Source organism: Paenibacillus sp. CF384 (assembly GCF_900106745.1).
GTDB lineage: Bacteria > Bacillota > Bacilli > Paenibacillales > Paenibacillaceae > Paenibacillus_Z.
Map to the genome: position 1 here is coordinate 124,897 of NZ_FNNV01000020.1, position 26,759 is coordinate 151,655.

Sequence of the window (26,759 nt, forward strand, 5' to 3'; positions counted from 1 at the left end):
ATGCCAAGTGAACGCGCGCGAAGAGTACCCCTTTTTCCGTTAAAGAGCATTCAATCGAATATCTCCTTGGCTTTCTCCCTTCTCATTCTCGCGGCCATCGTGCTCACGAGCTTAATCAGCTATCAGCTGTCGGTCGATGCGGTTGAACGAAATTCCAAGGGTTATATCGAAGAAATCATCAAACAAGTCAACATGAATATTCAATCCTACGTCGATAACATGGAGAACATTTCCTTGCTCGCCCTGACGAACAAGGACGTGAAGTACTACATATCCGACAATTCGTACATAAGCGCCGAGGATCGCCGGATCTACGAGAAACGGATATCCGACCTCTTCCAAGCGATCTTATATACTCGCCAAGACATCGCTTCAATTATGGTTTTTGGCTATAACGGTCGTTTCGTATCCGACAGGCGGATTACGAATTTGAACCCCAATATGAAGCTCTCCGATCAAAGCTGGTTCCAGATGGCGAAGAGCGAGGGCGGCAAATCCGTCATCTCCTCTCCCCATGTGCAGAACATTATCCAGAACGAATACCGCTGGGTCGTTTCCTTAAGCCGGGAGCTCAAGAGCACGGACGGCATTACGGCCGAAGGTGTCTTTCTCGTCGATCTGAACTTGAGCATCATTAACGATATTTGCAAAAATATCGATCTGGGCAAGAAAGGGTACCTCTTCATCGTGGACAATAACGGCAACATCGTCTATCATCCGCAGCAGCAGTTGATCGACAGCAAATTGCGGACGGAGCGAATCGCCGATGTCATCAAGGCATCAAGCGGCAGCTCTTTTGTCGTAAATGACGGTGAAGGCAAACGGATTTATTCCGTACAGGATACGAATTTCGGTTGGAAAATCGCCGGTGTCGCATATACGGATGACCTCATTGCAAGCAAGGACGACTTAAGAAATTCGATCCTTCTCTATTCCTTATGCGGACTGGCCATCTCCCTGCTCATCTCGGTTTGGCTCTCCCACCGGTTATCGAAGCCGATTAAAGTGCTGCAATCCGACATGAAGCAAGTGGAGAAAGGCAATTTCGACATTCAGACGGAAATCGGGCAAATGAACGAGATCGGTCAGCTGGGGCGATCGTTTAATATGATGGTCAGCCGAACCAAATTTCTCATGGAAGAGACGATTCTTAATCAAGAGAGCAAGAGGAAGAGCGAGCTATTGCTCTTGCAATCACAGATCAACCCTCATTTTCTGTACAATACGCTGGATTCCATCGTATGGATGGCGGAGCAGAAACAGCATGAGGAGGTCGTTCTAATGACCTCGGCACTAGCGAAGCTGTTCCGCGCAAGTATCACGAAGGATCAGGAGCTGGTACCGATCCGCGTGGAGATTGAACATATTACGAACTACCTGCTCATTCAGAAAATGCGCTACGAGGAGCTCGAATATGACATTCAGATGGATGAATCGATCCTCGGCTTCAAGACGTTGAAGATCTTGCTTCAGCCCTTGATCGAGAATGCGATCTATCATGGCATTCGCAACAAATACGGCATGAATGACGGCATCATTACCATTCGCGGCTGGCAGACGGATGATCGAATCCTATTCGAGGTCGAGGACAACGGCTTCGGCATGACACCGGAACAAGCCGAACGCCTTCTGATCCCCGTCGAAGGGGAAACCCGCAATCAAGGGATTGGGATCAGGAACGTCAACGAGCGGATCAAGCTTTATTTTGGCTATGAATACGGCATCCAAATTCGCAGCGAAATCGAAGTCGGCACCTGCGTGTCGATTTCGATCCCGAAACTCGGTTAAAGGGAGAATGTTATGTTTAGGCAGAGATTTACTATAGGGCTGGCGCTCGTACTATTCATTGCTGCTGTTTATTCGATTTTCTACTTTAAGCTGTTTAGCGTGCCCGGCCATCATGAGAAGAGCATCACCGTCGTCCTGAAGTCCTTAAACGTTCGTTCGGATTTCTGGCAGGCGGTCCGCGCAGGATCAGAAGCAGCGGCTAAAGAAACCGGGCTCTCGCTTAGCGTCCAAGGCCCGCTTCAAGAAGGTGACGCGGACGAACAAATTCATGCACTGGAAGAGGCCATTAGGGAGAAGCCGCAAGCGATCGTGGTGGCACCTTACGCAGACGATCGCATGCCTGCCTTATTCGAACAAATTCGTGACGAAGGCATTAAATTGGTCGTGATCGATACGCCGCTTGAGATGAAATCTGCCCCTGTTGTCGTTTCTAACAATCATGTAGAGGCCGGGCGACTAGCGGGAGAAACCGCCGTGAACGAGACGAAGAGGAAACCCGTCATTGCGATCATAAGCGATGATGCGGATGCCACGATCTCGAAGGAGCGGCTGCAGGGTCTGAAGCATGCCCTTGAGCGCTATAAGAACAGCATTATCGGGGTTTATTACGCCGAACAGTCCGAAGATAAAGCCTACGAGATAGCCAAGAAGCTGCAGACTGGCGATGGTCAGTCCTTCAATACGTTCATTACGATGAATGAATCCGCGACCATCGGCGTAGCCAAATTGCTGAAGGAACAGAACAAAGCCGGCGCGATCAAGCTGATCGGCTTCGACAGCTCCTTCTACGAAATCCAGCTGCTGGAGGAAGGCGTCCTGAATGCGGTCATCGTGCAGAAGCCGTTTAATATGGGCTATCTCGGCGTGAAGAAGGCTTTAAGTCTGATCGAAGGCACGAATACGGCCCCCGTTACGTACATCGAATCCAATGTGATCAATCGCAAGAATATGTATTTACCGGAGAATCAGAAGCTGCTGTTTCCATTCATTGAGAACAAATAATACTTAGGAGAAGGATGTGAGCCGCATATGACCGTCTTCTTCCGTCCGCATTGGAAGGCAACCTGTTCCGTCATCTTCCTATCTGTAATCCTGTCTTCCTGTATGTCATCGAACGAAGAAACCTCCCCTCCTCCTAAGGAGGAACGAGCGCTGATTCGGTTTGTTGCCGCTGAATACAGCACGGAGACGAAGCCATTCCTAGAGAAGCTCGTGAAGGATTTCGAAATCAAGAATCCGCTGATTGACGTCGAGCTTCAAGTCGCGAACTGGGACAATCTAGATGGCATCTATACGACGATGATCAGCAAAAACCAACCGCCTGATCTTCTTAATACGAATGTATATGCCCATTTCGCCCAGGATGGCATGCTCAATGATTTGGGTGGGATTATTTCGAAGGAGCTCGCCGGCAGACTCTACCCGAATTTAGTGGCGATGGATCGGATGAATGGCGTGCAATTCGCCTTGCCCTATGTGGCCTCGACACGGAATCTCTACTACAACAAGGAATTGCTCGATAAGGCCGGTATTAAGTCCCCGCCTACCACTTGGTCCGAGCTCGAGAAAGCGGCGCATCAAATTAAAGCAACAGGTGCTGCTGATGGTTTCGGGGTTGATTTGACGGACAATGAGACACAAGCGTATTTATCTTATTTCTTCTACGGAGCCGGCGGATCTTGGACGAAGGACGGCAAATGGACGATCAATTCTCCTGCGAATGTCGCGGGCCTAACGTATCTGAAGACGTTATTCGATAAAGGGTTAACCGATCCGGAACCGACCGTTACGACTCGCGACGAGAAGCAGCGGATTCTGGGCGGAGGCGGACTGGCCATGCTCATCTCAGGCAATTACTTCACTTCCGTCGTGCCGAAGGAATTTCCGGCGCTCAAGTGGGACAAAGGTCCGATTCCCGTGAAGGACGGGCAGCCTCCAATTACGTTCGCCGTGCAGGATGTGCTCATCTCCTTCAAGACGGATCATACGAACAAAGAAGCGTTGTCTACGTTTCTGGATTTTCTGTACGACGATTCGGCTTATGGCGATATGATTAAGCGCGAGGGCCTGCTCCCCGTCACGAGCACGGTAGGCAGCCAATTGTCCGTGCAAGACAACGTCATGAAAGGCAATTTGGATGCGCTGAGCAAAGCGATGTTCTATCCGGTTGGGGAACCGGCATGGCAAGCTGTGCTGGATTACGCCCGCAAGATGGGAGATGCCGTCCTCTACGAGCATCTTACGCCGAAGGACGCGCTGGACAAGCTGCAGCAATTCGCCGAAACGAAGAGCGGTCGATAACGCGGCAGAAGAAGAAAAGAAGAAAACAAAGAATTCGTGGAAGATATTCGATAGAGACTTAAGCCCTCCCACTTTATGATGAGAACAAGCGCAGGCGTTCACTTGTGAACGACCACAACAAGCGTAAATCATCATTAATGGGAGGGTTTTGCTTTTATGACCATGACTAAAAAAATGGCTGCAATCGGTCTTGCCAGCATGCTGGCTGCCGTATCACTGACAGGATGCGGTTCCAAGGATAACAACGAGGCTGCAAGCACCAACACGACTACTGAGAATACGACGTCCAATACCACGGAGAACACAACAACTAATTCTACTAACACTTCCACGGATACAACTACTGCGAAATTGACCGGCGACTTCGAAATTCAATACTTCGTTGGCGGCTACGGCGACAAATGGTGGAAACAAGTTATTAATGATTTCCAAGCCGCTAACCCGGATCTGAAAATCAAACAATCCGGCGGTCCGCAAATCAACGAGCAAATGAAACCGCGTTGGATCGGCGGCAACCCGCCTGATTTCGTGTACATCGACGGCGCCGGCTTGAATGACCGCCAAATGGTGGAAGATGGTCAACTCGAAGATTTGACCGACTGGCTGAAGGATGCCAAGAACATTGACGGCGATCTCATCACCGACATTCTGGCGCAGCCTGCACAGCAATTCGACGGCAAAGTATACAACATTCCACTTGTGCTGAACTCATGGGGCGTGTTCTGGAATAAAGCCCTGTTCAAAGAAAAAGGGTGGACGGAGCCTACTGATTTCCAATCCTTCCTAGACACAAGCGACAAAATCAAAGCGGCCGGCATCAATCCGTTTATCCACACCGGTAAATATCCGTACTACATCAACGGATCGATTCTATACCCGGCAATCGTATCGGCTAATAACAATGATTTCACGATCCTTCAAGACATGGCTGCTAACAAAGTAGAAGCTTTCGAAAGCCCTGCCGTGCTTACGGCCTTGAACAAAATCGTAGAGCTGCGCGACAAAGGCTTCATCGATCCGGCATCGATTCAAATCAACCATACCGATTCGCAAATGCTCTTCTTGCAAAACAAGGATGCTTTTATCCCGAATGGTCTCTGGCTGCCTAACGAAATGTCCAAAGACATTCCAGACGGCTTCGACTTCGGCTTCATTCCTTCCGTAACGCAAGATGCGGGCGGCAAAGTCGTAGCGAATACTTCGACATCCACAGTAGCAATCGCTAAGGACGCGAAGAACAAAGATGCAGCAAAAGCATTCCTGCAATTCATCTTCTCCAAAGCGCAAGCTTCCCAATGGGCAGAGCTTAGCGGTGCGCCTTCCAACATCAAAGGCGATATCAGCGCTTCCAACGCGCCGAACTTCGTTAAGGATGCTGCGAAATACCTAACAGATCCGAACACCGTTGTTATCCCGACGATCACTTACAACGCGGACGTGGATAAAGCGATGATGGATGCGACAGATGCCCTTACAATCAGCAAAATCACTCCTGAAGAGTGGGTCAAACGTGTAACTGACGCAGTGAAAAAAGCAAGTAAATAATAAGCCTTCAGAGGCTTAACGCGGAGGGTGATCGGGGCAGCCGCCTCGATCCTTCTCTGCGAATTTACTCGGAGGGATGGCAGGCACTATGACTCATAGAACGGCTAAGTGGCAGCGTAATATTTTTATCGCAACCTTCATTATCCCTACTCTCTTGTTCTTTGGGGTATTTACGATTTATCCGGTTGCGCAAGGCTTGTATTTCTCTTTCTTCGACTGGTCCGGCATGTCAAAGAATAAAACCTTTATCGGCTTGGATAATTTCAAGGAATTGTTTCACGATCCCATTGTATGGCGAGCGATTGGCAACGATTATTTTCTGGTAGTGGGCAAGGTTATCGGCATTATGACGATCGCGACCTTTTTCGCTGTGGCGCTTACCCGGTTTGGCTTCAGGCTGTCAGGGTTCTTCCGTTCGATTTTCTTCATTCCGAATGTTATTTCCGTCGTCGTCATCGGCGTATTGTGGAACTTCATATATAATCCGCAAATCGGTTTCTTGAACGCGTTTCTGTCGCTATTCACCAAAGAACAGGTCACGATTACCTGGCTTGGTTTTACGAATCACACGATTTGGATGCTGCTGCCTCCGGCGATTTGGGCCGGTATCGGATTTTATATGATTCTCCTGATCGCCGCGATTCAGAGTATTCCGGACTCCTATTACGAAGCAGCCAATCTTGAAGGTGCGGGGCAATGGGCTCAGTTTCGCAACATTACGCTTCCGCTCGCATGGGAGCAAATTAAAGTTTCGACGCTCAATATCATGATGACTACGCTTAACGGCTCGTTCGTAATTGTCTGGATCATGACAGAGGGCGGACCGGATAACAGTACGCAGGTTATGGGTTCTTATTTGTACCAAATGGCATTCCGCCAATATCATTTCGGCTATGGTGCTTCGATAGGATTTATCATCTTGATCTTGTCGTTAATTACGACAATCGTACTTCAGCGGTTAATGCGTCATGAGACCGTCGAGATGAGTTAAGGAGGACTTCGAGATGATTGTAGGCTTAAAAAATCCGGTCGCTAAACTATTCTTCTATGGAATCCTTGGCGTATGGGGGATATCCGTCTTATACCCGCTGCTATGGACATTCCTGGATGCTTTGAAAAATAACGAGCAGTTCTTCCGCAACTCGCCGTGGTCCTTGCCGGAATTCCCGCTGCTGTGGTCCAATTTCTCCTACGTATGGAGCAACTACAATTTCGGTACGTATTTCATCAACTCGCTGGTCGTTACGGCCGGCTCCACGGGGTTAGGACTTATATTGTCCGCTATGACGGCCTACGTGCTCGCAAGATATAAGTTCAGGGGCAGTAACGCGCTGTATCTGCTCTACATTTCTTCGATGATGATCCCGTTCGTGCTTGCTCTTATTCCTCTGTTCTTCTTAATGAATTCGATGGGTTTGATTAATACGAAGCTCGGATTGATCGTCGTGTATGCCTCAAGCTTGCTGGCTTTCGGGATCTTCGTGCTCGTCGGATTCTTCAAATCGCTGCCGAAGGAACTTGAAGAAGCCGCTATCGTGGATGGTACCTCTTATTTCGGAACCTTCTTCCGGGTTATGCTGCCTTTGTCGCAGCCGGGGTTGATCACCATTGCAATCATCAATGTCTTAAACATCTGGAACGAGTATATCGTAGGTACGATCCTCGTCAACGATCCGCTGCAGTATACGCTGCCTGTCGAGATCGGCGTCATGCGAGCGGAGATGCAATATCGGACCGAGTGGGGTCCCCTATTCGCTGCATTGCTCATTACGATCGTGCCTGTGCTGTTCATGTATATTATCTTCCAGCGTCGAATTGCGAGCGGCATTACCGCTGGCGCCGTGAAATAAATGTGTTGAGGGCTGCCCCTTGTCATCTTGGATGACTTGCGGGACAGCCCTCTTTTCTCACCTGCGGTGGCCGGAATCCGTTATAATGGAGAGAGGGAGGTGAAACGGCGGCATGGCGATCCTTACCTTTCTACTCATCGGTTGGATTCTAAGTTGGTTTAGATTTGAGCGCTTATTTAGTCAAGCGTTTAAAGAGTTGTTCAATAAGGAAGTATCCTCGGCGACGTACTATTTCATGTTTTTGCTAATCGGTATTTTGGGCGAGATTGTTTTATTATTTCAAGGGGCTTACTACGAATTCTTCTTAAACAGCTAGCATGTCGTCCAAGGAGGCAGCAATGATAACTCGTACAATCGATGGCGTATCCTTCGGGTTGAAAGCGGATTTTGACTTTGGTTTTCTTGGTGAGTATGGCAAGGTGTTTGCAGTCTTCGATAAACAGGATTCCGGTTACCTGTGCTTTGGCGTTCAGAGCGAGAACGTGAGCGTGAGCAAAGGCGTGAGCAAGAGCGAGAACAGGAAGCTGTTCTTGAAAATGGCCGGTGCCGCCACTTTAGAGAGCAATGTCAGTCCGGAAGCAGCCATCGCTCGACTCCAATCCACCGTAGCTGTATATGAGGATTTACGTCATCCGGTGCTCATTGATATGATCGCGCATAAGGGGATCCCCGGCGGATATCTGACCGTCTATGAGTGGTTCGAAGGCGATTGTATGGGCAGGCAATATCAGTCTCACGATAAATTCTTAGCCCTGCCGATTGAAGAGAAGCTGAAGATCTACTCGGACCTCGTATTATTTCACATCCATATTAATAAATGCGGTTATATCGCGTTAGATTTCTACGACGGCAGCATCATGTACGACTTCGGCACGCAGCGGACTATGATTTGCGATATTGAAGTATACAGCAAGAGCCCCGTAATCAATACGATGGGACGCATGTGGGGCTCCAGTCGCTACATGTCTCCGGAAGAATTTCAGCTGGGCGCAGCAATCGATGAGCGATCCAATGTTTTCGTTATGGGGGCCACCGCATTTCAACTGATGGGCGGCGGAATGGACCGCTCTATCGAGAAATGGCAGGCTTCCGAGAAGCAATATCGCGCGGCTCTGCGAGCGATTAGTGCCGATAAAGAAGATCGACATGCGACAATCGAGGAGTATTACGAGGCATGGACCAACGCGTAACGATGAGAGGTATCCGGTACCTCTCTTGCGGCTACTTTCTCGTTTCCCCGGCTCTAAAATCAAAAGAGAAACCCGCCGATTTAAAAAATCGAGGGTTTCTCTGCATCTTCGCCAGCCGAATCCACCTTAGAAATCAAAGTTATCCGGATCCGGGCCGACGCGGAGGCTTTGGTTCAGTTGATCGATGCGAGCTACCTCATCGGCGGTAAGCTCAAAATCAAACAGCGATGCATTCTCGATGATGCGATGCTCCTTCGTTGACTTCGGAATCGTCACAATGCCATGCTGCAAATCCCAGCGAAGGATGACTTGAGCAATCGATTTGTGATGGGTATCTGCGATTTCGCGTAGAACTGGATTCTCCAGCAGCTGACCCTGCATTAAAGGGGACCAGGCTTCGATTTGAATGCCGTGCTCCGCGCAGTATCGTCTCAGCTCCTGCTGCGATAACAGTGGATGAAGCTCCACCTGGTTCACCATCGGTTTAACGGCAGCATCCTTCATGACATCTTCAAGATGATGGATTTGGAAATTACTCACGCCAATCGCACGTACTCGGCCCTCTTTATAGAGCGTTTCAAGCGCACGCCATGCTTCCTTATATTTGCCCTGCACCGGCCAGTGGATAAGGTACAGGTCCAGATAGTCCAGTCCTAGTTTGGCTAAGCTCGTCTCATACGCCGCCAGCGTCGCCTCGTAGCCCAAGTCTGCATTCCAAACCTTCGATGTCACAAACAGCTCTTCTCTTGTGATTCCAGACTCGGATATGGCTTCTTGAATGGCCTGCCCCACACTTTGCTCATTTCCGTAAATTGCCGCTGTATCCACACTGCGATAGCCTTGTTTAATCGCTGTTTTGACAGCTTGGACGAGCTCCTCGCCTTCTGCCACTTGAAATACGCCCAGCCCAAGCCAAGGCATTGTAACCCCGTTGTGCAGCGTTGTTGTATCTTGAATATGTTTCGAAATCATGTAAAAACCTCCTGTGTTTATGTTTAGTATGAAGATGCTTGTGCAGATGTAGATTCCGATGCAGATGCAGCAGGGACCTTTGCCTCAGCTCGCCGCTCCAAGACTCGTGCTCTACCTGTTAAGATAACCGCTCCGAAGACCATCAATGCTCCGACCCATGCCGTATGAACAAGTCCGATCGAGTCCGTCACGACGCCGCCCATAAAAGCGCCAATCGCAATGCCCGCATTAAACGCGGCAATATTGACGGCAGAAGCGGTATCAACCGCTTTGGGCGCATAGCGCTCAGCCAGCATCACGACATACACTTGCAAGCCCGGCACGTTCATGAAAGCCAGCAGCCCCATGAAGAAAATCGTAATCAGAGCCGCAACTTTAAACGGCACGGTAAACGTTAAGACGAGCAGCACGATGGATTGCAAAATAAACATATAGAACAATGCAGACACCGGCTTGCGGTTGGCCGCTTTACCTCCAATGACGTTACCGATTGCAATGGCCACGCCGTATACGAGAAGAATGATTGCAATCGTCGTATCTTTAAATCCGGTTATATTATGAAGCAACGGGGATAAATAAGTGAAGACGACAAAGGTCCCCCCGTATCCTATTGCCGTAATAGAAAATGCCAGCAGCAGCCGCCCATTCGTAACAATCTTGAGCTGCTCGCGAATCGGTGTTCGACTCCCTTTGCGCATAGTCGAGGGAATCAAGATCAAGTTGGCGATCAGCGCAACGATGCCGATCACAACGATCCCAATAAACGCAGCCCGCCAGCCCCATTGTTGACCGATCAAAGTTCCGAGCGGCACACCCGTAACGGTCGCCACAGTAAGTCCGGAGAACATAATCGCAATCGCGCTCGCCCTGCGGTTCTCGGGTACGAGATCAGCCGCGATGGTTGAGCCAATCGACATGAAGATGCCGTGTGCGAATGCCGAAATTACGCGAGCTGCGAGCAGAATGCCAATCCCGCTGGCCCCTGCCGCAAGGCTGTTCCCCGCGATAAAGACAATCATGATCCATAGCAGCAAGGTTTTGCGCGGGACACCAGTCGTTAAGGTAGTCAGTATCGGGGCGCCAAGCGTTACCCCAAGCGCATATATAGTTACCGTTAAAGCGGCAGTAGTCACAGATATGTGCAAGTCTTGCGAGACTAGAGGAAGCAGTCCCACGCTTATAAACTCCGTTGTCCCGATTGCGAAGGCGCTTATGGCGAGCGCAAGCAGGGCTAATGTACTTCTCTTTTTATCTAATGCCATGTGAGATCTCTTCTTTCGTTTAGTTTTGGTATTCTCGGCCGGTAAGTGCTACTATAGATGAAATAAGTTTGTATGAACAGTACGTACTTTATAGTGATATAGGCACTTCAAAGTGCTATACGCACTTAAAAGTGCCTATTGGATGTTCGGGGGAGGAACGGCCTTTGCTTAAGAAGAAATACAATATCTCGGTCGAAGCAACGCTTGAGGTGATCGGCGGAAAATGGAAATGCGTCATCCTCTGCCATCTGACACACGGGAAGAAGCGAACAAGTGATTTCCGGCGCCTCATGCCAGGGATTACGCAGAAAATGTTAACGCAGCAGCTTAGAGAATTAGAGCATGACGGCATCGTCAATCGGATAAGCTATAATCAGGTTCCGCCTAAAGTGGAATATGAGCTCAGCGACTATGGATGGAGCTTGGAATCCATCTTAAATGCGCTGTGCAATTGGGGAGATACGCATATTATTAAAGAATATGGCGATCGATCCGCGGTGCTGGAGGATAGCATTCTGAATCATAAGGACAATCAAATCGAAAGCCCCCTCATGTAGAGGGGGCTTTCTTTACTATGGCTCTGAAGCAACTCTGGCGTCGACCGATTCCCGACGGATTCGCCCCGCCCATTTTCCAACTTTTGTGCGATAACTATATTGACACCCGATATATCCAGGAGTATTATATCGATATAAGATATATCGGTTGTCGATATAGTTATCGATAGGAGTGAACCCTATGGTCAAAGAATCCTTGCCCCTCACGGAGGCGTTTTATTACATTCTGGTAGCACTGCACACAGCGCCTTCTCATGGATACGGGATTATGCAAGACGTCGAGAAGATGAGCAGCGGTCGCGTGAAGATCGGCGCAGGCACGCTGTATACCGCACTCAATACGCTGCTGAACAAAGGGCTCATAGATCCGTTCCCTGCACCGGATGGCTTTGATCCCAGGCGTAAGATGTACGCGATCACAGAGGATGGCAAGACGGTCGTAGCCGCCGAAATGATTCGGCTTGAAGAGCTTCTGAAGGCCGGACAGCTGGCTCAAATTTCATATAAGGAGTGATCCGAGATGAAACCAAATAAGGTGAAGAAATATCGGCTCAACTTGAGCTGGGATTACGAGAACGAGGAAAAGTGGATGAACGAGCATTCCGCACGAGGTCTGCATCTCGAGAAGCCCGGTTTCTTGAACAGTACCTTCGTACGAGATGAGGCAGTGCGCTACTCCTACTCCCTGGACTATCAATCAGGCTTGACGAAGAAGAACGGCAAGCTGCAGGAATATATTGAACTCTACCGAGATGCGGGCTGGGAGTACGTGACTTCCTACGGCGGAATCTGGCACTATTTTCGCAGAGCATGGGAGCCCGGAGAGGTGCCTCTTCTATACTCCGACCGTGATTCGCTTGCCGCACATTATAAGAAAATTCAACGCATGATGGGCGTGATGCTGCTCTTGAACGTCGCTCTGTGTGCGATAAATATGGCAAACCTGCTGCCTCGCGGCCATCAATTCTGGGGCGTAGTGTTTCCCATGGCATTCATCTATATCTCCCTCTTCACCTTGCTGTCGGTTGGTTACATGAAGATGAGCACCAAAATCAACAAACTCACGAAATAGGTATAGCAAAAAGAGGCTGGTTGCGCCCTGTTACTCAGGACGCCCCAGCCTCTTTTGTTTCGCATATTAGTTAATTTCGTAGATCTTGAACAATTCATCCAGCATCAAGTTCGCTGCAATTACGCCGCCGGCTGTATTCCAGATCGCATCGCTCACGCTAATCGCCTTCTTGTTTTTCACAACGTTCAGGCTCTGCCACAGCGGATCCTTCAGCATTTCCTCTTCCATCGCCGTACCTTTGCCATCGCCGGTCTCGTAAGTGAAGTAGAACAATCGATCCGCATCAACCTCTGGAAGACGTTCCTTCGTGATTTCTTCAACGAACGTATCCTTATAGTTCATCTGATTATCAGGACGGGTAATGCCAAGCTTGGAGAATGCTAGTCCCGTAAACGTATCACCTAGGTAAATACGCGTCTTCCCTGCCATAAACCGGACAACAGATACTTTCTCATTCAGCTTGTCGCCGGCTTTCCCTTTGAAATCAGCAGCACGGTCGTCGTAGGCTTTGATGATTTTCTCGCCTTCGGCTGTTTTACCCAGTGCATCCGCATACAGCATGAAATTCGACTGCCATGCTCCGCGAAGCGTTTCCGAGAAGATCGTCGGCGCAATTGCATTCAACTGATCGAATACTTTCTCTTGGCGCAGCTTGTTGCCGATGATCAGATCGGGTTTGAGGCTGGCAATCAGCTCCACGTTCGGCTGGCTTTCTTCACCAACTACCGTAACGCCTTCCATGTCTGCTTTGATATGGTCGTACCACGGATCGCCTGTCCATGATTTAACAGCGCCAACAGGCTTCACGCCAAGTGCCAACAGTGCTTCTGTTCCTTCGTTCGTCAATACAACGATGCGCTGCGGAGTGCCTTTAATCGTAGCCTCTCCCATTGCATGAGTGATTTTATGCTCTTCGGAATTCGCCGCTTGCGAATTCGAGGAATTGCCCGTGTTATTGCCGGTAGTATTGCTAGAATTGGACTGCCCGCAAGCGGACAAGAGGAGTGCGAAAGAAAACAACAGAACAGTGACGGACCACATATACTTCTTCTTCTTAACGGATACCATTACGTAATAAACTTCCCTTCGTGTTTGAAAATGATTATCAATGCTTTTACAGATAGCAACTATATCAGGGATAAATTCGGATGTCAATGATTTTGAGAATCACTCTCATTGACATCGAGGTGCTCATCGCCTAGAATTACAAAGTGCTATTATACGCTTCTATAGTTAATCTCTCACGCAAGGAATGGGGCAATTATGAAAATCTTACTTACAACGCGCTTTCAGAAGGTACTAGGTCTAATCGCCTCTTTCGTACTTCTCGTCCTCGGGATGTTAGCCAGTATCGTCTTTGGAACTTCCAATATAAGCCTTCATACCATCATGGAATCTTACACTGCTTATAACGGATCGCAAGAGCATCTCATCATCCAAACGGCAAGGATGCCGCGAGCACTGATCGCAGCCTTCGCCGGCGCCAGTCTTGCTGTAGCGGGCGCATTAATGCAGGGTATTACACGCAACCCGCTCGCATCGCCAAGCCTCTTCGGCATCAACGCCGGCGCGGCATTCTTCATTGTCGTTAGCTCTGCATTCTTCGGGGCAAGCAGTCTGGGCACGTTCGCGACGCTCGCATTCGTTGGCGCTGCTTTTACGGCATTGCTCGTCTATATCCTCGGCTCCATCGGCAGCGATGGCCTGACTCCGCTCAAGGTTACGCTTGCAGGGGCTGCCATGACGGCGTTCTTCTCTTCCCTCTCGATGGGCGTGCTGCTTACCGGCGGCCAAACCTTCGATCAAGTCTTGTATTGGTTCGTAGGTTCGGTGGCCGGACGAGACATGCATATTTTCACGACTGCAGCCCCATATATGGGAATTGCACTTCTAGGTACCGTGGCCCTCTCTCGTCATATGAATCTGCTCGTATTAGGGGATGACGTCGCAACAGGACTTGGGCAAACGACCGTCTACGTAAAGCTCGCAGCTGCCGTCATTATTGTTCTGCTTGCCGGTGGTTCGGTCTCCATAGCGGGGCCGATCGCTTTCGTGGGCATTATAATTCCGCATATTACACGTTACGTGGTAGGCATTGATTTCCGCTGGGTTCTCCCTTACAGCGCCTTCCTCGGCGCTATATTGCTGCTTGTCGCCGATGTGGGTTCACGCTTCATCGCGTATCCCGGAGAAGTGCCTGTCGGTATCATGACCGCCATTATCGGCGTTCCGTTCTTCGTGTACATTGCTAGAAGGGGGGAGCGTTAAGATGAGCAAATCACTGACTTTACGTAACAATCGTCTGTCGTTTCTGATTGAACGCCGAACCTTGTCTGTTATTCTGTTATTAATAGCTGCCAACTTGGTTGCCTTTATTGTTTGCGTAGGTCTTGGCAGCACGGTCGTAAGCCCGATCGCGATCATTCGCTCATTGCTCGGCATAGGCGACCAAGCGGATTCCATGATTATTTTCAAACTGAGAATGCCTCGTGTCGTCATTGCCATTATGGTCGGCTCGATGCTGGCTGTATCCGGTGCTCTGCTGCAAGGCATCGTGCGTAATCCGCTTACGTCGCCGGATGTGATCGGTATCTCGGGCGGAGCCTCGCTCGGCACCGTGTTCTTCATCATTTATTTCTCTCATCTCAGCATACGCTTCTTGCCGCTTAGTTCGATTGCAGGCGCTTTTGCCGCGGCATTCCTAATCTATCTCTTTGCCTATCGTCGCGGGATCACTCCGCTTCGGCTCGTGCTGATCGGGATTGGCATGGCAACCGCGTTAACGGCGGCCACTTATATGCTCATTCTAACCGCATCTTTCACACCGACTGCTGTAGCTGTAAAAGCCTTTACGTTCATGACAGGCAGCATCTACGGGGTATCGTGGAAACGCGATGTGCTGACGCTGCTGCCGTGGATGGTCGTATTAATGCCTATCGCGCTCATCTATGCCCGGCATCTGAACGTACAGGAGCTCGGTGATGAGGTCGCTACAGGCGTGGGCAGCTCCGTCAATACCAAGAGAACGATATTGCTTATTATCAGTGTCGCACTCGCAGGTACGGCCGTCTCCATTGGCGGCGCCATCAATTTCATCGGACTCATGGCTCCGCATATTGCGCGCAAGCTCGTTGGACCTTCGTACGGCGGAGTCATCCCCGTGTCCGCTCTGATTGGCTCCCTTGTCCTGCTGCTGTCTGATTTGGTCGCCAGAGTCGCGTTCATTCCGCTCGATATCCCTGCAGGCGTATTTACAGCCGCAATCGGAGCGCCGTTCTTTATCTTCTTGCTGTACCGCCATCGCAACTCGTAGAAGGAGTGAATCTTGTGTCCGTTATTGCAGCTAATAACCTCACGTTATCGTATGGAAAGAAACCGATCTTCGCAAATCTTGAACTGGAGATTCCTAAAGGGCAAATAACGGTGTTTATCGGGAGCAACGGCTGTGGCAAATCCACTCTGCTCCGCTCGCTCGCCCGGTTATTGAAGCCCCAAGAGGGTTCTATTGTGCTGGATGGCTCCGACATTGCCAAGCTGTCCAGCAAAGAAGTCGCAAGGCGTCTGGCCATTCTCCCGCAAGGGCCGACAGCTCCGGAAGGACTGACCGTCCAGCAGCTCGTGAAGCAAGGGCGTTACCCTTATCAGAGCTTCCTTCAACAGTGGTCTGCAGAGGATGAGAAAATGGTGAAGAAGGCGCTGCAAGCCACACATATGGAGGAGCTGTCCGGACGTACGGTAGATTCCCTATCCGGCGGACAACGGCAGCGCGCTTGGATTGCCATGACGTTAGCGCAGAACACGCAAACGATACTGCTTGATGAGCCAACCACCTATCTCGATATGACGCATCAAATCGAAATTTTGGATCTCCTGTTTGATCTGAATGCGCAAGAAAACCGGACCATCGTGATGGTGCTTCATGATATCAATCTTGCTTGCCGTTACGCCCACCATATCGTGGCGGTTAAGGAAGGACGTATCTTTGCGCAAGGGAAGCCGGAGCAAATTGTGAATGAGTCGTTTATCCATGAAGTCTTCAATATGGAATGCCAAGTCGTGCAGGATCCGATCTTCGGCACACCGCTGTGTATTCCATACGGCAAGGGTCGGAGGCTTCTTGGTGAACAGGTGGAGCAGACGGCTAGTGTAAGTGTGGATGTGAGTGAGGCGCTATTAATTTAATTTCAAAAAGCCCCCGCGGGACTGTGTTTACACAGACCCGCGGGGGCTTTTGTGGCTGTTCGAGAACGTCTCGACAGCCAGGGATCGAATCAACTGTAACGGTTGTCAGCGAGCCAACATATTCGCTCCTTGCTCGCATCATTCTCCCCCTATAAGCGGCTATTCCGTTTACAGCAAGCAAACTAGCTCAATCTAGTGTACTTAAGAGAATATACCGCTTTCGTTGTCGCCAACTCTCCATTTTCGCATCATTCTCACACAGGGGGCTTCTTGTTTAGGTTTTGGCCAATGCGTCTACAAGCAATTGCGCAAAAAACTGCGCGCCGTTCTTCTTCAGATGAACGCCATCCGTGCTGAAGAAACCGTCTTGACCTTTGCTGGCGGAATACCAGTCAATGAGCGAAATGCCCGGTGTCTTCGTGACCGTCTCTGCCAGCATGCCGTTTACGACATCCTGCCACTTACGAGGAACGCGCGTGTTGACTAGAATGACTTTGTGTTCACTGCCAATGGCCGTTAACAAAGTATTCAACTGCTTCTCCGTGAAGGAACCGTTCGTGCCAAGCTCGATGATGACGGTTTGGCCCAGCCTGTTCATTTCCTTCAGTTCCAAGACCACCTCGTCAGCCTCCGACATCTGCCGTCCGACTTTCCCGTCCACGACAATGCCTTTCACAAGCTCTTCCAGATAGGGCTTCGCATCCAGAAGGATCGAGTCGCCGATCACGGTAACACTCCCTGCTGCTGGTTTAATCGGTTTGAGCGGCTTGGACGGTTTGGAAGGAGGATGAGTCGCTGGCGGTTTGTTGGCTCCGTTGCCTTTCGCGTTGTCCTGATCCTTCGCACCATTGTCCGGCTTATCCTCCGCCGAACCTGCCTTGCCCGGTTTACTTGTAACCGGCTGATCAGGGCTTGTCCCATTCTCTTCCGGCTCAGTATCCGTAACGACGCCTGCATCGCCTGGGTTCGTATTGCTTGAATCCGTGACGCCTGATTCTGGTTCACTTGGGCTCAAGTCCCCCGGATTCGTATCGTTCGAAGCCGTATCACCAGCCTTCGTATCGTTCGCAGTCGTATCACCCGGCTGTGTATCGTTCGGCTTCGTCACGACCGGACGATCCTCAGTACCACCTTCCGATACAGCATGATCTGCTTGATCTCCAGTCGGTCTCTCATTCGTGATTCCCGGCTTCAGAATGGGAATGCCCACCGATAGTCCACCATCTATCGCATACAATTGTGTCGAGCATGATACGCTGACAGCCATCAGCGTGCATAATGACATGACCAGCACGATCCGACTTGCGCGAAGCGACTGCCGCTGCCTGGCGGCCAGCTGCGATAACTTACCGCGGAGTCTGCCCAGCGCACCGCGCCGGATCGGCTCCTCGACGAAGCGCCAAGAGAACTCGGCCAGCACAATGGCTGCCGCCACTTGAAGCACGGCTCGCATCGCATGAAACTCGTCTACCTCCGCTGTAGGAGTAGTCAAGGCGATAATCGGATAATGATAGAGATAAATGCCGTAGGATCGCACGCCTAACCAGCGCAGCGGCTTGCAGCCCATCACGCGGCCAAACCTGCTTGATGGATGGGCCAGCGAAGCGACAACAGCCGCAGTCGCAACAGACAATACAACCATGCCGCCGCGATAGAGCATCTCATCGTATTCGCCAACTGTCGCGATCATGGCCAGCACGACAGCCAATCCGCTGAAGCCGACGATATCCAGCACCATTTTCGTCTTGCTTCTGGCGTACTCGGACAACTTCCAGCTTGGCCAAATTACAGCCAAAGCAGCGCCAATGAGCAGCGCGAATGCCCGTGTATCTGTGCCGTAATATACGCGGCTCGGATCAAGCCCCGGCACATAGAGCGCAGCCATCAGCCCCGCTGATGCTGCCGCCCCTGCTAATATAACAAGCGCAAGCTTACCGCGCTGCGGCACCCAGCGCACGAGCAGCACAAGCAACAAAGGCCATACGAGATAGAACTGCTCCTCAACGGCGAGCGACCACAAATGGCCAAACGGCGAAGGCGGCCCGAACGACTCGAAATACGAGACCTGATGGAAGATTAACCGCCAGTTACTGGTGTATATCAGTGCTGAGAGCATTTCCCCTTTTAACGAAGAGAGTCTTGCCGGGTCTATATACAGCAGCCAAGCTGCAACGAGCAGGAGCATAATAACCATCGCCGGAAGCAGCCTTCTCGCCCGGCGAATCCAAAACTCGCCGAGATTCAACCGCTTTGTGTGACTTTGTTGTTTTAACAATATATCGGTGATCAAGTAACCGGAGAGGACGAAGAAAATGCCTACGCCCAGCAATCCGCCCGGTACCCACGATAGATTCAGATGATAAGCGATTACCGCAAAGACGGCAATTGCGCGCAAACCATCGATTCCGGGCATGTAGCGACCGCTGTTTCCTAATGGTTTTGGCATATTCACATTCTCCTTCCGGCAGGGGACCGTTTCCCCCGACTTGCTGTCTGACTAACCTGTCTCTAGGCTGCATGTTTGATTATAGAACGAGATAGCTTGTTTTGCGTTACAGAAGAGTTACATTTCGTTATCAAAATACGACTAAAGCGCTCCGCCCTTGTTCGATATCCGCCCTAGCCGCCGAACCGAATCACATCCAGCACCAATTTGCCGCTGGTCAACGTTACGCGTACCGTATGAGCACCTGCGGCCAAGCCTTCAACTGCAAACCAAACGCTGTCCCGCTCCACGGCCTGATCAGCGATAACTACGACAGCACCATCGATCTCTACCGTTGCCGAACCCAAGGACATACCGAGCTCTCCGCAGAGCTTCACCCATGTTCCATGGAAGGAGAAGCTGAAACCATCGCCATCCGTGTCGCTCCACGTGTAGTCATCGTTATAACTGCCCGCAGCTCCCCGCTCCCGCTGCCAGTCCCCTTCATAGGTGATGCCCGGATTCGAATCATTCATCCGATTCTCGATATGCTCCGGATGAATGCCTGTCTTCACAGCGCGCAACGCATCCAGAAACATCGTGCCTTCCTGTTTCGTCGGCATTATGCCGGGACCGCCTTCATCGAGCTCGTTCCATGCATAGATCGCCATCACCGGCGGCGAACTCGTATGCTGGGCATGATTAAACAGCCAGCTGCGCATTTCACTGAGATGCTCGAACCATTCCGTATACGTCGGATATTCAAACGAGTAGCCATAATAACTGGCCCCAACAGCGGCCGTCCAGGCATCATTATGCCGCGGACTCGGGTCGATTACCGCACTGACGCCGGGGATCACCTTAAGCCCCTTCTCAATATCTCGTTTATTACGATCATGGCGAGCCAGCTCTTCAAAGGCATAATGCCCCTCGCCGCTGTGTGACGCAGGACCATAATCGGAAACGCCGTCAAACCCAAACTTCGCGGCAGACTCATAATCGTTTCGCATATCGACCAAATAAGGCACACCTAACCCAGCCTCTGCACAAGCTTCCGCCAGATAAGCCAGTTCTTCCGCCCAACTGCTGCCGAATCCACGCTCCGCATCATCGAGAAAGGCAGTGTCCATCCAGAACAACAGCGGTCGGTTGCCGTCCACGAGTACATACTGCTTGTCCTTCATTAAGGATACAAACTCCGGCACATTGCGTTTCCGCCAGCCTCGTCGCTCCTCTTGATTGGTACCGCTAACCCAGCCCGTCTGTAAAATAAGCGCAAACTGCAGCAGCTCGTGTTTCACAGAAGACATGTAATCCTTCAAGGGATTGTTAAGGCGCCTTATCCCCTCATGAGCATCGTCATCCGGATACCAGACGAAAGCCCAGAAATCAAGCAAGCCATCAGCGGCCGCTTGAATTTGGCGATCAACCCGCTCGGCGTGATCCGGCACCTCCGAATCGAACCAGCCATCGATCGGCTCCCTACTTCTGTAAGCTGTATACAGCGATGGATCTACGAATCCCGCGTAGGATGCGTTCGTCGGAAACCAAGCGTCCCACCGAATGGCTCCTGCCAGAAAAGCTTGTTCATCACGCCCACCCATCTTCCCTATCCCCTCTCTTGATAGAAAAAATGCCCTACTCCCATGCGGGAGGAGAGCAGTGACGCAGATTGGTTTCCGTTCGAAGCCAAAGCTTCGAATGGAGCATTCTGCTGCTGTAACTGGAGCATTCTGCGAATTAATCAACCTTCTGCGAAGCGGCTTTCTTGCCCATGGCGTCAGCTTCCTGCTCAAGCGCAGGGTCATCGTTGACCGGCATGCCGGCTACCGACATGGTCGGTTCGATTCGCCCTTTGCGCTGCTGCACGACATGCTGCAGCTCATGGCCGATCAGCTCTTGCCCCTCTTGAGTGTCCGGTTGATATTGACCCGGCGCAAAATGAACGTCGCTGCCCTGCGTATACGCAAGCGCACCTACTTCTCTTGCAGATGAGGAGTCTTCATGGACGCGCACATCCGACATATTCGACTGCAGGGCAGCCTCCATCTTCACCTGCACGCTCGAAGGAAGCCGTCCTTTCTCACGTTGCTCGTCATCTCCCTCTGCGCTTCGCTGCAGAACGGACGAGCGGCTGCTGTGCATCATCTGCACAACGGCCCGGTTGCCTGCCGCTTTCTGCAGCTGCAGCACATGCTGGGGAGAGAGCACACGCTCACCGCCAGAAGCTGAGGTTGAAGCTGAAGCTGAAGCTGAGACTGAGCTTGCGGCGCTCCGGGCTTCCACTTGATGAGCGGTAGGACGTTTGAACTTGGCAGACGGGGACTGATGCTCGTGCGACACTGGAACTCCTCTTTTCTAATGGGTTTTGCGCAATCGTTTGACGATCAGCATCACTATCCCGAACAGCAGAAGCAGGATGCTGATCGCCGCCATCGTCCATTTAAGCGTGGTGAAGAGACTGCCAGCCTGAGCGATGAACGTGATTCGATCCGGATAGTTGGTCAGCATCGTCAAGATGCATGCATTTTCTAAGTAATCCAGGAGAAGCGTGATATAGATAAGCAGAGGTAATTGATGTAACCATGACTTCGGTGCGAATGCCCGGCGGTAAATTACAGTCGTAAGCAGCGAGAAGCACAGGCTGTATACGATGGGGTAGATATAGTCAGCTGCGAGCGTAAATGTGACGTAGAAAGATCTCCCTGCGTCGCTGTAGGCGCCGATTATGGCATAGGCCTTGTCTGCGGAATAAGAGAGACGCAAATCCAGAATGCCTGCACCGCCGGAATAATCATTGAGCTTCGATGATCCGTAAGGCAGCACAACCGCTTCAATAACAAGCAATACGATGAACAACCCTGAGATGGCTTGCCAATTACTCAGCCTATTCTGCATTCGGCGCAGTACGGTCAGCATGGCGATTCCCCTTTTCTTCACATGGAATAATGAGGTGGGTGTCATCGTTATTTTAGCGGATTTCGGCTTCATTTAACACTACCAGTTTGCCAAAAATATCAATTTTTTCTGCGCAAGACAATGGTTCCGAGAATCCGCTAAAGTTCGACGCCATACAGAAAAGGAGACCGACCCTCACAAGCTCATAAGGGGCAGTCTCCTTCTCATCTGCGCTGCTAAGCAGCCGCGTTTATCCGAAATAATTCGCCAAACCATGTTTATCCAAAATAATTCGCCAAACCTCTGGCAATCGCCGCAGCCGCTTTCTTCTGATAAGCCGATCCGCGAACGATGGATTCGTCCTTGCGGTTCGATAGAAATCCAAGTTCAACGAGTGTCGCTACCGTGTCGTTCTCCCTCAACACATACAGATCGCCGAAGGATAGACCATGGCTGCGAAGCCCGCCGACTTCAGTCAACTCATCCTCAATCGCTTGCGCGAGCGGTCTGTCTTTCTTCTCGGAATAGAAGAAAGTAAGGATGCCAGAGGTTTGTTTCTCCGAGGAATTATAATGAATGCTGACGAACGCATCCGCGTCCGCTTTCTCGCTTATCCGTACACGCTCCGAGAGCTCCGGTTTCTTGTCCGTCGTCCGCGTCATAATGACCGTAGCGCCTAAGCTTTGCAGTTCCTGCTTGAGATAAGTGGCGGTACTCAGCGTAAGATCTTTCTCCTTCGTTTCGTACGTTGTTCCGATCATGCCCGGATCATTACCGCCATGTCCGGCGTCAACGACGATGACCTTGCCTCTAAGTCCCCTGCCGGAATGCTTAGGCGGGACAGCGCCTTTGCCGACGTATGCCTTGGACACCCAGCCCGTTGTACGGCCTGATGTGCGAATTTTAATCCAATCACTCTGACTGCCCGTAATCGTTATCTGCTCGCCTTGCGACAAGGATCCGACTACCTTATAGCTTACGCCAGGGCCGGAACGAATTCGAAGCGAATCCGCAAGCACAGTCGCCGTTGAACCGGGACTTGTACTTACTGTACCGCTCGTAGGCGGCTCGCTTGCCGCCGGGCTGGACTCTTCACCTGCGTTATTCAGCTTGCTGAGCAGGTAGCCTGCGGCATAACCGGTCAATTTGTTGTGTTTAATTTGAACCCAGCCGTCGCTGTCTTCATCCGTAACCGTAACGACATCGCCTTTATTCAGCTTGCCGACTACGGAGGATTGCAAAGAAGGCTCGCTGCGTACATTCAGTGCAGAACTGCTGACTTTAGCTTGATAAGGGAATGCCGACGTGGCAGAAACCAACGAAATACCGAGACTGCCGACCAGAAGTGTAAACATGATTACTAGGCTGATATATCTACGCATAGAGTCTCCTTCCAGTGGATAAAAAAGGTAGACTCTTATTATATCAGCAGTTTGCCGATTAGGGCATCCTATTTTACAAAATAATTAGGTATTGCGAAGGTTGTCGAACAAAGTCGATTCCAAATCATAAACAAAAGTCCCTATCTCTTCTGGATATTCAGACCGAGCTCTTCTGCTCTGGCAAGTGCCTCAGGGGAAAACTTATTCTTACCGTACTTCTGAAGGAACTCTTCTTCCGTCACCGGCACCCAGCGAAACTCGCGATTCTGATAGACCCATACTTTCTTGCCCCAATCCACGTGAATGGTACGGCTATTCACCTTCTTCACGACGCCGATTTCGGTAATGACATTCGTATTATTGAACGTTTTCACGCATAGCTTGTTCAACATTTGACTCATCCTATTGTCCTCCTTCTTCATCTTGGTGTTGTTCCTCATTATACCCGTAAAATAGGCACAATAGCTTATCGCCCGCCAAAATAAAAAGTTCGGCAGCACAAGGCGCATCATGCGCGCTTCACTCGCCGAACTCCTCAATCGAACGCTACAGCTTTCTCCCGAACATGACTACAAAATTATAATACTTGTATACGCAGTCCACATCTGAGAAACCCGCTTCGGTCAACCAGCCAAGCTGGGTTTGCAAATCCGTCATCCGATCAAGCTTCGTCCGCTCATAAGCGGCTGCGATTTCCGGCTCCGTCAATCCGCTCGCTTCAACCTTCCCTCTCCAATCCTCTCTATAGAGAGCATCCACAAAAGGCGTATGTCCCAGCACCTGATCCGCATTGATAAACACGCCGCCCGGCTTAAGATTAGCGAAGCTGTTGCGGTACAAGGTCAGCTTATCGGTATCGGACAGATGGTGGATCGACAGCCCGGAAACGATAATATCGAACGAGTCTCTCGGGACGAAGGTCGTGTAGTCTTCACAGAGATACGTAATATTCGACGAATCCATATGCATGAACCTCGATTTCGCGACGGCTAGCATCTTATCGGATAGATCGATGAGCGTGAGCTTCGCCCCCGGATAACGCGCTAATAGAAAGGAAGAGAGCAGCCCTGTTCCCGCACCCAAATCCAAAATCGCAGGTGCCTCCGTTTCAACCTCTGCGAGCGCCGAAGCAACGCCATAGAAGTCGTCAAAGCAAGGGATTAATTTCCGCCGCTGCTGATCGTAAACGGCTGCTGTTTCATCGAATGTACTGCGCACATGCTCATGTTTCTCCATGCCCGAACACCTCCCAATAACTGCCTCCATCATACTAGAGCGAATCGAATCCGTGAAATATTCAGTATCTATGAGTTCCATCACTTTCACCTATATGGCCTGAAGAAATCATCAAAGATGCCATTTTTTTGCTAATTTTTGTTGACAATATTCCCCTTCGCGAGTAGAGTGAAAATATATTTCCGACAAAACAACTTGGATTAGGAGGATTAAACGATGGGACATATAGACAACAACTTTTTGTCAGCCATTGAAACGAACTGGTACAGCTTTGTTACTTCCATCTTTGTATTCTTGGTATTATTCTATCTTGCACGCAAGCGGGTGAGCTTCGGTGCTCGGGTACTGATCGGCCTAGGCATCGGACTTGTAGTCGGCATTCTGTTTCAGAACTTGGACTATGACACCAAAGGCATTACAACATTCGGCAGTATCTACATAAGCTTAATTCGGATGCTCGTCGTGCCGCTGGTCTTCATCCTTGTTCTAAACAGTATTTCATCCTTAACGAACCTGGAGTACTTACGCAAAATCGGCCTTAAAACCTTCGCATGGTTCCTGGGAACGACCGGCGTCGGCTCTATAATCGGCCTAGTGATCGCACTTGCGTTCAATCCGGGCAGCGGCATTCAACAAGCGGCACCGGCTGATTTTGAGGCTCGTGAAATCCCGGCCTTCTCTGAAGTTATTCTGAGCCTCGTTCCTTCGAACCCGATTAACGAAGCAGCTAATGGCAAAGTCGTTCCTGTACTTATCTTCGCAATTTTCCTTGCCGTAGCGATTATCAAGCTCGGATCCAGAAACGCGGAAACGGTAAAACCTGTCCGTGATCTGATTCAATCGCTCGCTCAAGTGCTTCATCAGGTCGTCAAGTTTATCATTCGGCTCACGCCTTATGGCGTATTCGCACTGATTGCCGGCGTTACATCCCACTATGGCTGGGAAACGCTGCAGGAGCTCGGAAGTGTAATTATCACCTCTTATGTTGCGCTGATCGTACACTTTGTTCTCGTTTTCGGCGGTCTGGTCTTCTTCGTAGCCAAAGTCAATCCCATTCGGTTCTTCCGCAAAATCTATCCGACAATCGCTGTCGCGTTCACTACCCGCAGCAGCTATGCAACGCTTCCTGTTAATCTGGATGTCATTACGAAGCGTCTGCACGTGTCGCCGCGTATCGCGAGCTTTGTTGCACCGCTTGGCGCTTCCGTTAACTTCAATGCATGCGGCGGCATCTGGCCGGCCATTGTCGTTGTCTTTACCGCTCAAGTGTACAGCATTGATCTATCGTTTACGGATTATATCGTACTTGTGCTTGTAAGCATCGTTTCATCAATCGGCGTTGCCGGCGTTCCGGGACCTGCCGTTATCTCGACAACCGTCGTATTGACAGCACTAGGTCTCCCGCTTGAAGGTATTGCCATTGTTGCCGGTGTAGAAGCACTGATCGACATGGGCCGCACAACGGTCAACGCGACAGGAACAACCGTTACTTCCCTGCTCGTTGCCAATTCGGAAGACGAGTTTGACCGTGAAGCCTTCAACAATGACAAGGACGACGAAATCTCCCTGCAAACTGCTTAAGTAGAAATATTCAAAGAACAGCCCTCCCGTCCATCTATGGACGCTGGAGGGCTTTTTGCATCCTTCCGGTAAACTTCGCTCCACGTTTCATGCTGCATGTTCTAACGAACCGTACGGCGCTTATATGCCCGTAAATGACTCCGCAAACATGCTAACGAACCGTAGAGGCTTTATTCGGCGGTTTGGTGTAGTTCTGATCCAGTTATCTCGATCTAATGCCCTACGGTTCGTTAGATTTTCAAAACCCCGAAATTCGATCAACTAACGCCCCCACGGTTCGTTAGAATTTCACCACATACAAGAGAGAGTGTACGAGGTAAGATCAGTACGATATGAATGCTGAGATATGTTCATTTCTATTAATCCAGATGGCCGTCGAGACTTTATCTACAGCCAGCCGAAAGGGCAGCCAATTGGCTGCCCCAGGCTGTCGAGAAAGTCTCGACAGCCTTTGTTATATCCTCATAATTTAACACGACACCGCGTTAATATAGTATAATATAAGTAACAAATAACAA

The 26,759-nt window shown here is 50.4% G+C and carries 24 protein-coding genes; 14 read left to right on the plus strand and 10 right to left on the minus strand.

What is annotated here, in order from left to right:
* The 7 genes from BLW29_RS26315 (at position 1) to BLW29_RS26350 (ending at position 8,674) form a co-directional block, all read left to right on the plus strand.
* Positions 1-1,788 (plus strand): cache domain-containing sensor histidine kinase, encoded by a 1,788-nt coding sequence (locus tag BLW29_RS26315; RefSeq protein ID WP_090985248.1) that lies wholly within the window; start codon positions 1-3, stop codon positions 1,786-1,788.
* Positions 1,789-1,800: 12 nt separating this feature from the next.
* The gene (locus tag BLW29_RS26320; RefSeq protein ID WP_090985251.1) at positions 1,801-2,790 is read left to right on the plus strand and encodes a substrate-binding domain-containing protein; all 990 of its coding nucleotides are present in this window, start codon (positions 1,801-1,803) and stop codon (positions 2,788-2,790) included.
* A 27-nt stretch (positions 2,791-2,817) separates the two neighbouring features.
* Positions 2,818-4,089, plus strand: a complete 1,272-nt coding sequence (locus BLW29_RS26325; protein ID WP_090985253.1) for an extracellular solute-binding protein — start codon at positions 2,818-2,820, stop codon at positions 4,087-4,089.
* Positions 4,090-4,245: 156 nt separating this feature from the next.
* On the plus strand, positions 4,246-5,634 hold the full coding sequence (locus BLW29_RS26330; RefSeq protein ID WP_090985255.1) for an ABC transporter substrate-binding protein: 1,389 nt from the start codon (positions 4,246-4,248) through the stop codon (positions 5,632-5,634).
* Positions 5,635-5,722: 88 nt separating this feature from the next.
* The gene (locus BLW29_RS26335) at positions 5,723-6,625 is read left to right on the plus strand and encodes a carbohydrate ABC transporter permease (RefSeq protein ID WP_090985259.1); all 903 of its coding nucleotides are present in this window, start codon (positions 5,723-5,725) and stop codon (positions 6,623-6,625) included.
* A gap of 13 nt (positions 6,626-6,638) precedes the next feature.
* Positions 6,639-7,484 (plus strand): carbohydrate ABC transporter permease, encoded by an 846-nt coding sequence (locus BLW29_RS26340; RefSeq protein ID WP_090985262.1) that lies wholly within the window; start codon positions 6,639-6,641, stop codon positions 7,482-7,484.
* A gap of 338 nt (positions 7,485-7,822) precedes the next feature.
* On the plus strand, positions 7,823-8,674 hold the full coding sequence (locus BLW29_RS26350) for a serine/threonine-protein kinase (RefSeq protein WP_090985266.1): 852 nt from the start codon (positions 7,823-7,825) through the stop codon (positions 8,672-8,674).
* A 126-nt stretch (positions 8,675-8,800) separates the two neighbouring features.
* On the opposite strand, the gene BLW29_RS26355 is transcribed toward BLW29_RS26350, so the two are convergent.
* Together BLW29_RS26355 and BLW29_RS26360 are read right to left on the minus strand one after the other, a co-directional pair.
* On the minus strand, positions 8,801-9,646 hold the full coding sequence (locus BLW29_RS26355) for an aldo/keto reductase (RefSeq protein ID WP_371264795.1): 846 nt from the start codon (positions 9,644-9,646) through the stop codon (positions 8,801-8,803).
* A 23-nt stretch (positions 9,647-9,669) separates the two neighbouring features.
* Positions 9,670-10,908 (minus strand): MFS transporter, encoded by a 1,239-nt coding sequence (locus BLW29_RS26360; RefSeq protein ID WP_090985268.1) that lies wholly within the window; start codon positions 10,906-10,908, stop codon positions 9,670-9,672.
* A 164-nt stretch (positions 10,909-11,072) separates the two neighbouring features.
* Between BLW29_RS26360 and BLW29_RS26365 the strand changes: the two genes are divergently transcribed.
* The 3 genes from BLW29_RS26365 (at position 11,073) to BLW29_RS26375 (ending at position 12,537) form a co-directional block, all read left to right on the plus strand.
* Positions 11,073-11,465 (plus strand): winged helix-turn-helix transcriptional regulator, encoded by a 393-nt coding sequence (locus tag BLW29_RS26365; RefSeq protein ID WP_090985270.1) that lies wholly within the window; start codon positions 11,073-11,075, stop codon positions 11,463-11,465.
* 181 nt (positions 11,466-11,646) lie between these two features.
* Positions 11,647-11,979 carry a PadR family transcriptional regulator gene (locus BLW29_RS26370; RefSeq protein WP_090985272.1) on the plus strand — a complete coding sequence of 111 codons (333 nt, stop codon included), beginning with the start codon at positions 11,647-11,649 and terminating at the stop codon, positions 11,977-11,979.
* A gap of 6 nt (positions 11,980-11,985) precedes the next feature.
* Positions 11,986-12,537, plus strand: coding sequence for a DUF2812 domain-containing protein (locus BLW29_RS26375; RefSeq protein ID WP_090985275.1), 552 nt, complete (start codon positions 11,986-11,988; stop codon positions 12,535-12,537).
* Between the two features lie 66 nt (positions 12,538-12,603).
* Here BLW29_RS26375 and BLW29_RS26380 read toward each other — a convergent pair whose 3' ends face one another.
* Positions 12,604-13,605 carry an ABC transporter substrate-binding protein gene (locus tag BLW29_RS26380; RefSeq protein WP_090985277.1) on the minus strand — a complete coding sequence of 334 codons (1,002 nt, stop codon included), beginning with the start codon at positions 13,603-13,605 and terminating at the stop codon, positions 12,604-12,606.
* Between the two features lie 195 nt (positions 13,606-13,800).
* Between BLW29_RS26380 and BLW29_RS26385 the strand changes: the two genes are divergently transcribed.
* The 3 genes from BLW29_RS26385 to BLW29_RS26395 are packed head-to-tail and all read left to right on the plus strand — an operon-like array spanning position 13,801 to position 16,719.
* Positions 13,801-14,805: a FecCD family ABC transporter permease gene (locus BLW29_RS26385; RefSeq protein WP_090985279.1), complete on the plus strand. Its 1,005-nt coding sequence runs from the start codon at positions 13,801-13,803 to the stop codon at positions 14,803-14,805.
* A gap of 1 nt (position 14,806) precedes the next feature.
* A complete protein-coding gene (locus tag BLW29_RS26390) occupies positions 14,807-15,850 on the plus strand; it encodes a FecCD family ABC transporter permease (protein ID WP_090985281.1) in 1,044 nt (347 codons plus the stop codon).
* Positions 15,851-15,864: 14 nt separating this feature from the next.
* Positions 15,865-16,719, plus strand: coding sequence for an ABC transporter ATP-binding protein (locus tag BLW29_RS26395; RefSeq protein ID WP_090985282.1), 855 nt, complete (start codon positions 15,865-15,867; stop codon positions 16,717-16,719).
* A gap of 274 nt (positions 16,720-16,993) precedes the next feature.
* On the opposite strand, the gene BLW29_RS26400 is transcribed toward BLW29_RS26395, so the two are convergent.
* The 7 genes from BLW29_RS26400 to BLW29_RS26430 form a co-directional block, all read right to left on the minus strand.
* Positions 16,994-19,165: an acyltransferase family protein gene (locus BLW29_RS26400; protein ID WP_090985284.1), complete on the minus strand. Its 2,172-nt coding sequence runs from the start codon at positions 19,163-19,165 to the stop codon at positions 16,994-16,996.
* 173 nt (positions 19,166-19,338) lie between these two features.
* Entirely contained in the window at positions 19,339-20,748 is a 1,410-nt protein-coding gene (locus BLW29_RS26405) for a glycoside hydrolase family 71/99 protein (RefSeq protein ID WP_090985286.1), read from the minus strand.
* Positions 20,749-20,884: 136 nt separating this feature from the next.
* Positions 20,885-21,487, minus strand: coding sequence for an eCIS core domain-containing protein (locus BLW29_RS26410; protein ID WP_218147140.1), 603 nt, complete (start codon positions 21,485-21,487; stop codon positions 20,885-20,887).
* Positions 21,488-21,502: 15 nt separating this feature from the next.
* The gene (locus BLW29_RS26415; protein ID WP_143044469.1) at positions 21,503-22,135 is read right to left on the minus strand and encodes a hypothetical protein; all 633 of its coding nucleotides are present in this window, start codon (positions 22,133-22,135) and stop codon (positions 21,503-21,505) included.
* Between the two features lie 185 nt (positions 22,136-22,320).
* On the minus strand, positions 22,321-23,424 hold the full coding sequence (locus BLW29_RS26420; protein ID WP_256208928.1) for an N-acetylmuramoyl-L-alanine amidase family protein: 1,104 nt from the start codon (positions 23,422-23,424) through the stop codon (positions 22,321-22,323).
* A 140-nt stretch (positions 23,425-23,564) separates the two neighbouring features.
* Complete coding sequence (locus BLW29_RS26425) at positions 23,565-23,825, minus strand: hypothetical protein (protein WP_090985291.1); 261 nt, start codon at positions 23,823-23,825, stop codon at positions 23,565-23,567.
* Positions 23,826-23,970: 145 nt separating this feature from the next.
* Entirely contained in the window at positions 23,971-24,660 is a 690-nt protein-coding gene (locus tag BLW29_RS26430; RefSeq protein WP_218147141.1) for a class I SAM-dependent methyltransferase, read from the minus strand.
* A 216-nt stretch (positions 24,661-24,876) separates the two neighbouring features.
* Here BLW29_RS26430 and BLW29_RS26435 point away from each other — a divergent pair, with 216 nt between their 5' ends.
* A complete protein-coding gene (locus BLW29_RS26435) occupies positions 24,877-26,241 on the plus strand; it encodes a dicarboxylate/amino acid:cation symporter (RefSeq protein WP_177186832.1) in 1,365 nt (454 codons plus the stop codon).
* The last annotated feature ends 518 nt before the right edge of the window (positions 26,242-26,759 follow it).

Bases quoted from the DNA above. Each gene is read 5' to 3' on its own strand.
- BLW29_RS26315 (WP_090985248.1), top strand. From the start codon at position 1: ATGCCAAGTGAACGCGCGCGAAGAGTACCCCTTTTTCCGTTAAAGAGC.
- BLW29_RS26320 (WP_090985251.1), top strand. From the start codon at position 1,801: ATGTTTAGGCAGAGATTTACTATAGGGCTGGCGCTCGTACTATTCATT.
- BLW29_RS26325 (WP_090985253.1), top strand. From the start codon at position 2,818: ATGACCGTCTTCTTCCGTCCGCATTGGAAGGCAACCTGTTCCGTCATC.
- BLW29_RS26330 (WP_090985255.1), top strand. From the start codon at position 4,246: ATGACCATGACTAAAAAAATGGCTGCAATCGGTCTTGCCAGCATGCTG.
- BLW29_RS26335 (WP_090985259.1), top strand. From the start codon at position 5,723: ATGACTCATAGAACGGCTAAGTGGCAGCGTAATATTTTTATCGCAACC.
- BLW29_RS26340 (WP_090985262.1), top strand. From the start codon at position 6,639: ATGATTGTAGGCTTAAAAAATCCGGTCGCTAAACTATTCTTCTATGGA.
- BLW29_RS26350 (WP_090985266.1), top strand. From the start codon at position 7,823: ATGATAACTCGTACAATCGATGGCGTATCCTTCGGGTTGAAAGCGGAT.
- BLW29_RS26355 (WP_371264795.1), bottom strand. From the start codon at position 9,646: ATGATTTCGAAACATATTCAAGATACAACAACGCTGCACAACGGGGTT.
- BLW29_RS26360 (WP_090985268.1), bottom strand. From the start codon at position 10,908: ATGGCATTAGATAAAAAGAGAAGTACATTAGCCCTGCTTGCGCTCGCC.
- BLW29_RS26370 (WP_090985272.1), top strand. From the start codon at position 11,647: ATGGTCAAAGAATCCTTGCCCCTCACGGAGGCGTTTTATTACATTCTG.
- BLW29_RS26375 (WP_090985275.1), top strand. From the start codon at position 11,986: ATGAAACCAAATAAGGTGAAGAAATATCGGCTCAACTTGAGCTGGGAT.
- BLW29_RS26380 (WP_090985277.1), bottom strand. From the start codon at position 13,605: ATGGTATCCGTTAAGAAGAAGAAGTATATGTGGTCCGTCACTGTTCTG.
- BLW29_RS26385 (WP_090985279.1), top strand. From the start codon at position 13,801: ATGAAAATCTTACTTACAACGCGCTTTCAGAAGGTACTAGGTCTAATC.
- BLW29_RS26390 (WP_090985281.1), top strand. From the start codon at position 14,807: ATGAGCAAATCACTGACTTTACGTAACAATCGTCTGTCGTTTCTGATT.
- BLW29_RS26400 (WP_090985284.1), bottom strand. From the start codon at position 19,165: ATGCCAAAACCATTAGGAAACAGCGGTCGCTACATGCCCGGAATCGAT.
- BLW29_RS26405 (WP_090985286.1), bottom strand. From the start codon at position 20,748: ATGGGTGGGCGTGATGAACAAGCTTTTCTGGCAGGAGCCATTCGGTGG.
- BLW29_RS26415 (WP_143044469.1), bottom strand. From the start codon at position 22,135: ATGAAGCCGAAATCCGCTAAAATAACGATGACACCCACCTCATTATTC.
- BLW29_RS26420 (WP_256208928.1), bottom strand. From the start codon at position 23,424: ATGCGTAGATATATCAGCCTAGTAATCATGTTTACACTTCTGGTCGGC.
- BLW29_RS26425 (WP_090985291.1), bottom strand. From the start codon at position 23,825: ATGAGTCAAATGTTGAACAAGCTATGCGTGAAAACGTTCAATAATACG.
- BLW29_RS26430 (WP_218147141.1), bottom strand. From the start codon at position 24,660: ATGGAGAAACATGAGCATGTGCGCAGTACATTCGATGAAACAGCAGCC.
- BLW29_RS26435 (WP_177186832.1), top strand. From the start codon at position 24,877: ATGGGACATATAGACAACAACTTTTTGTCAGCCATTGAAACGAACTGG.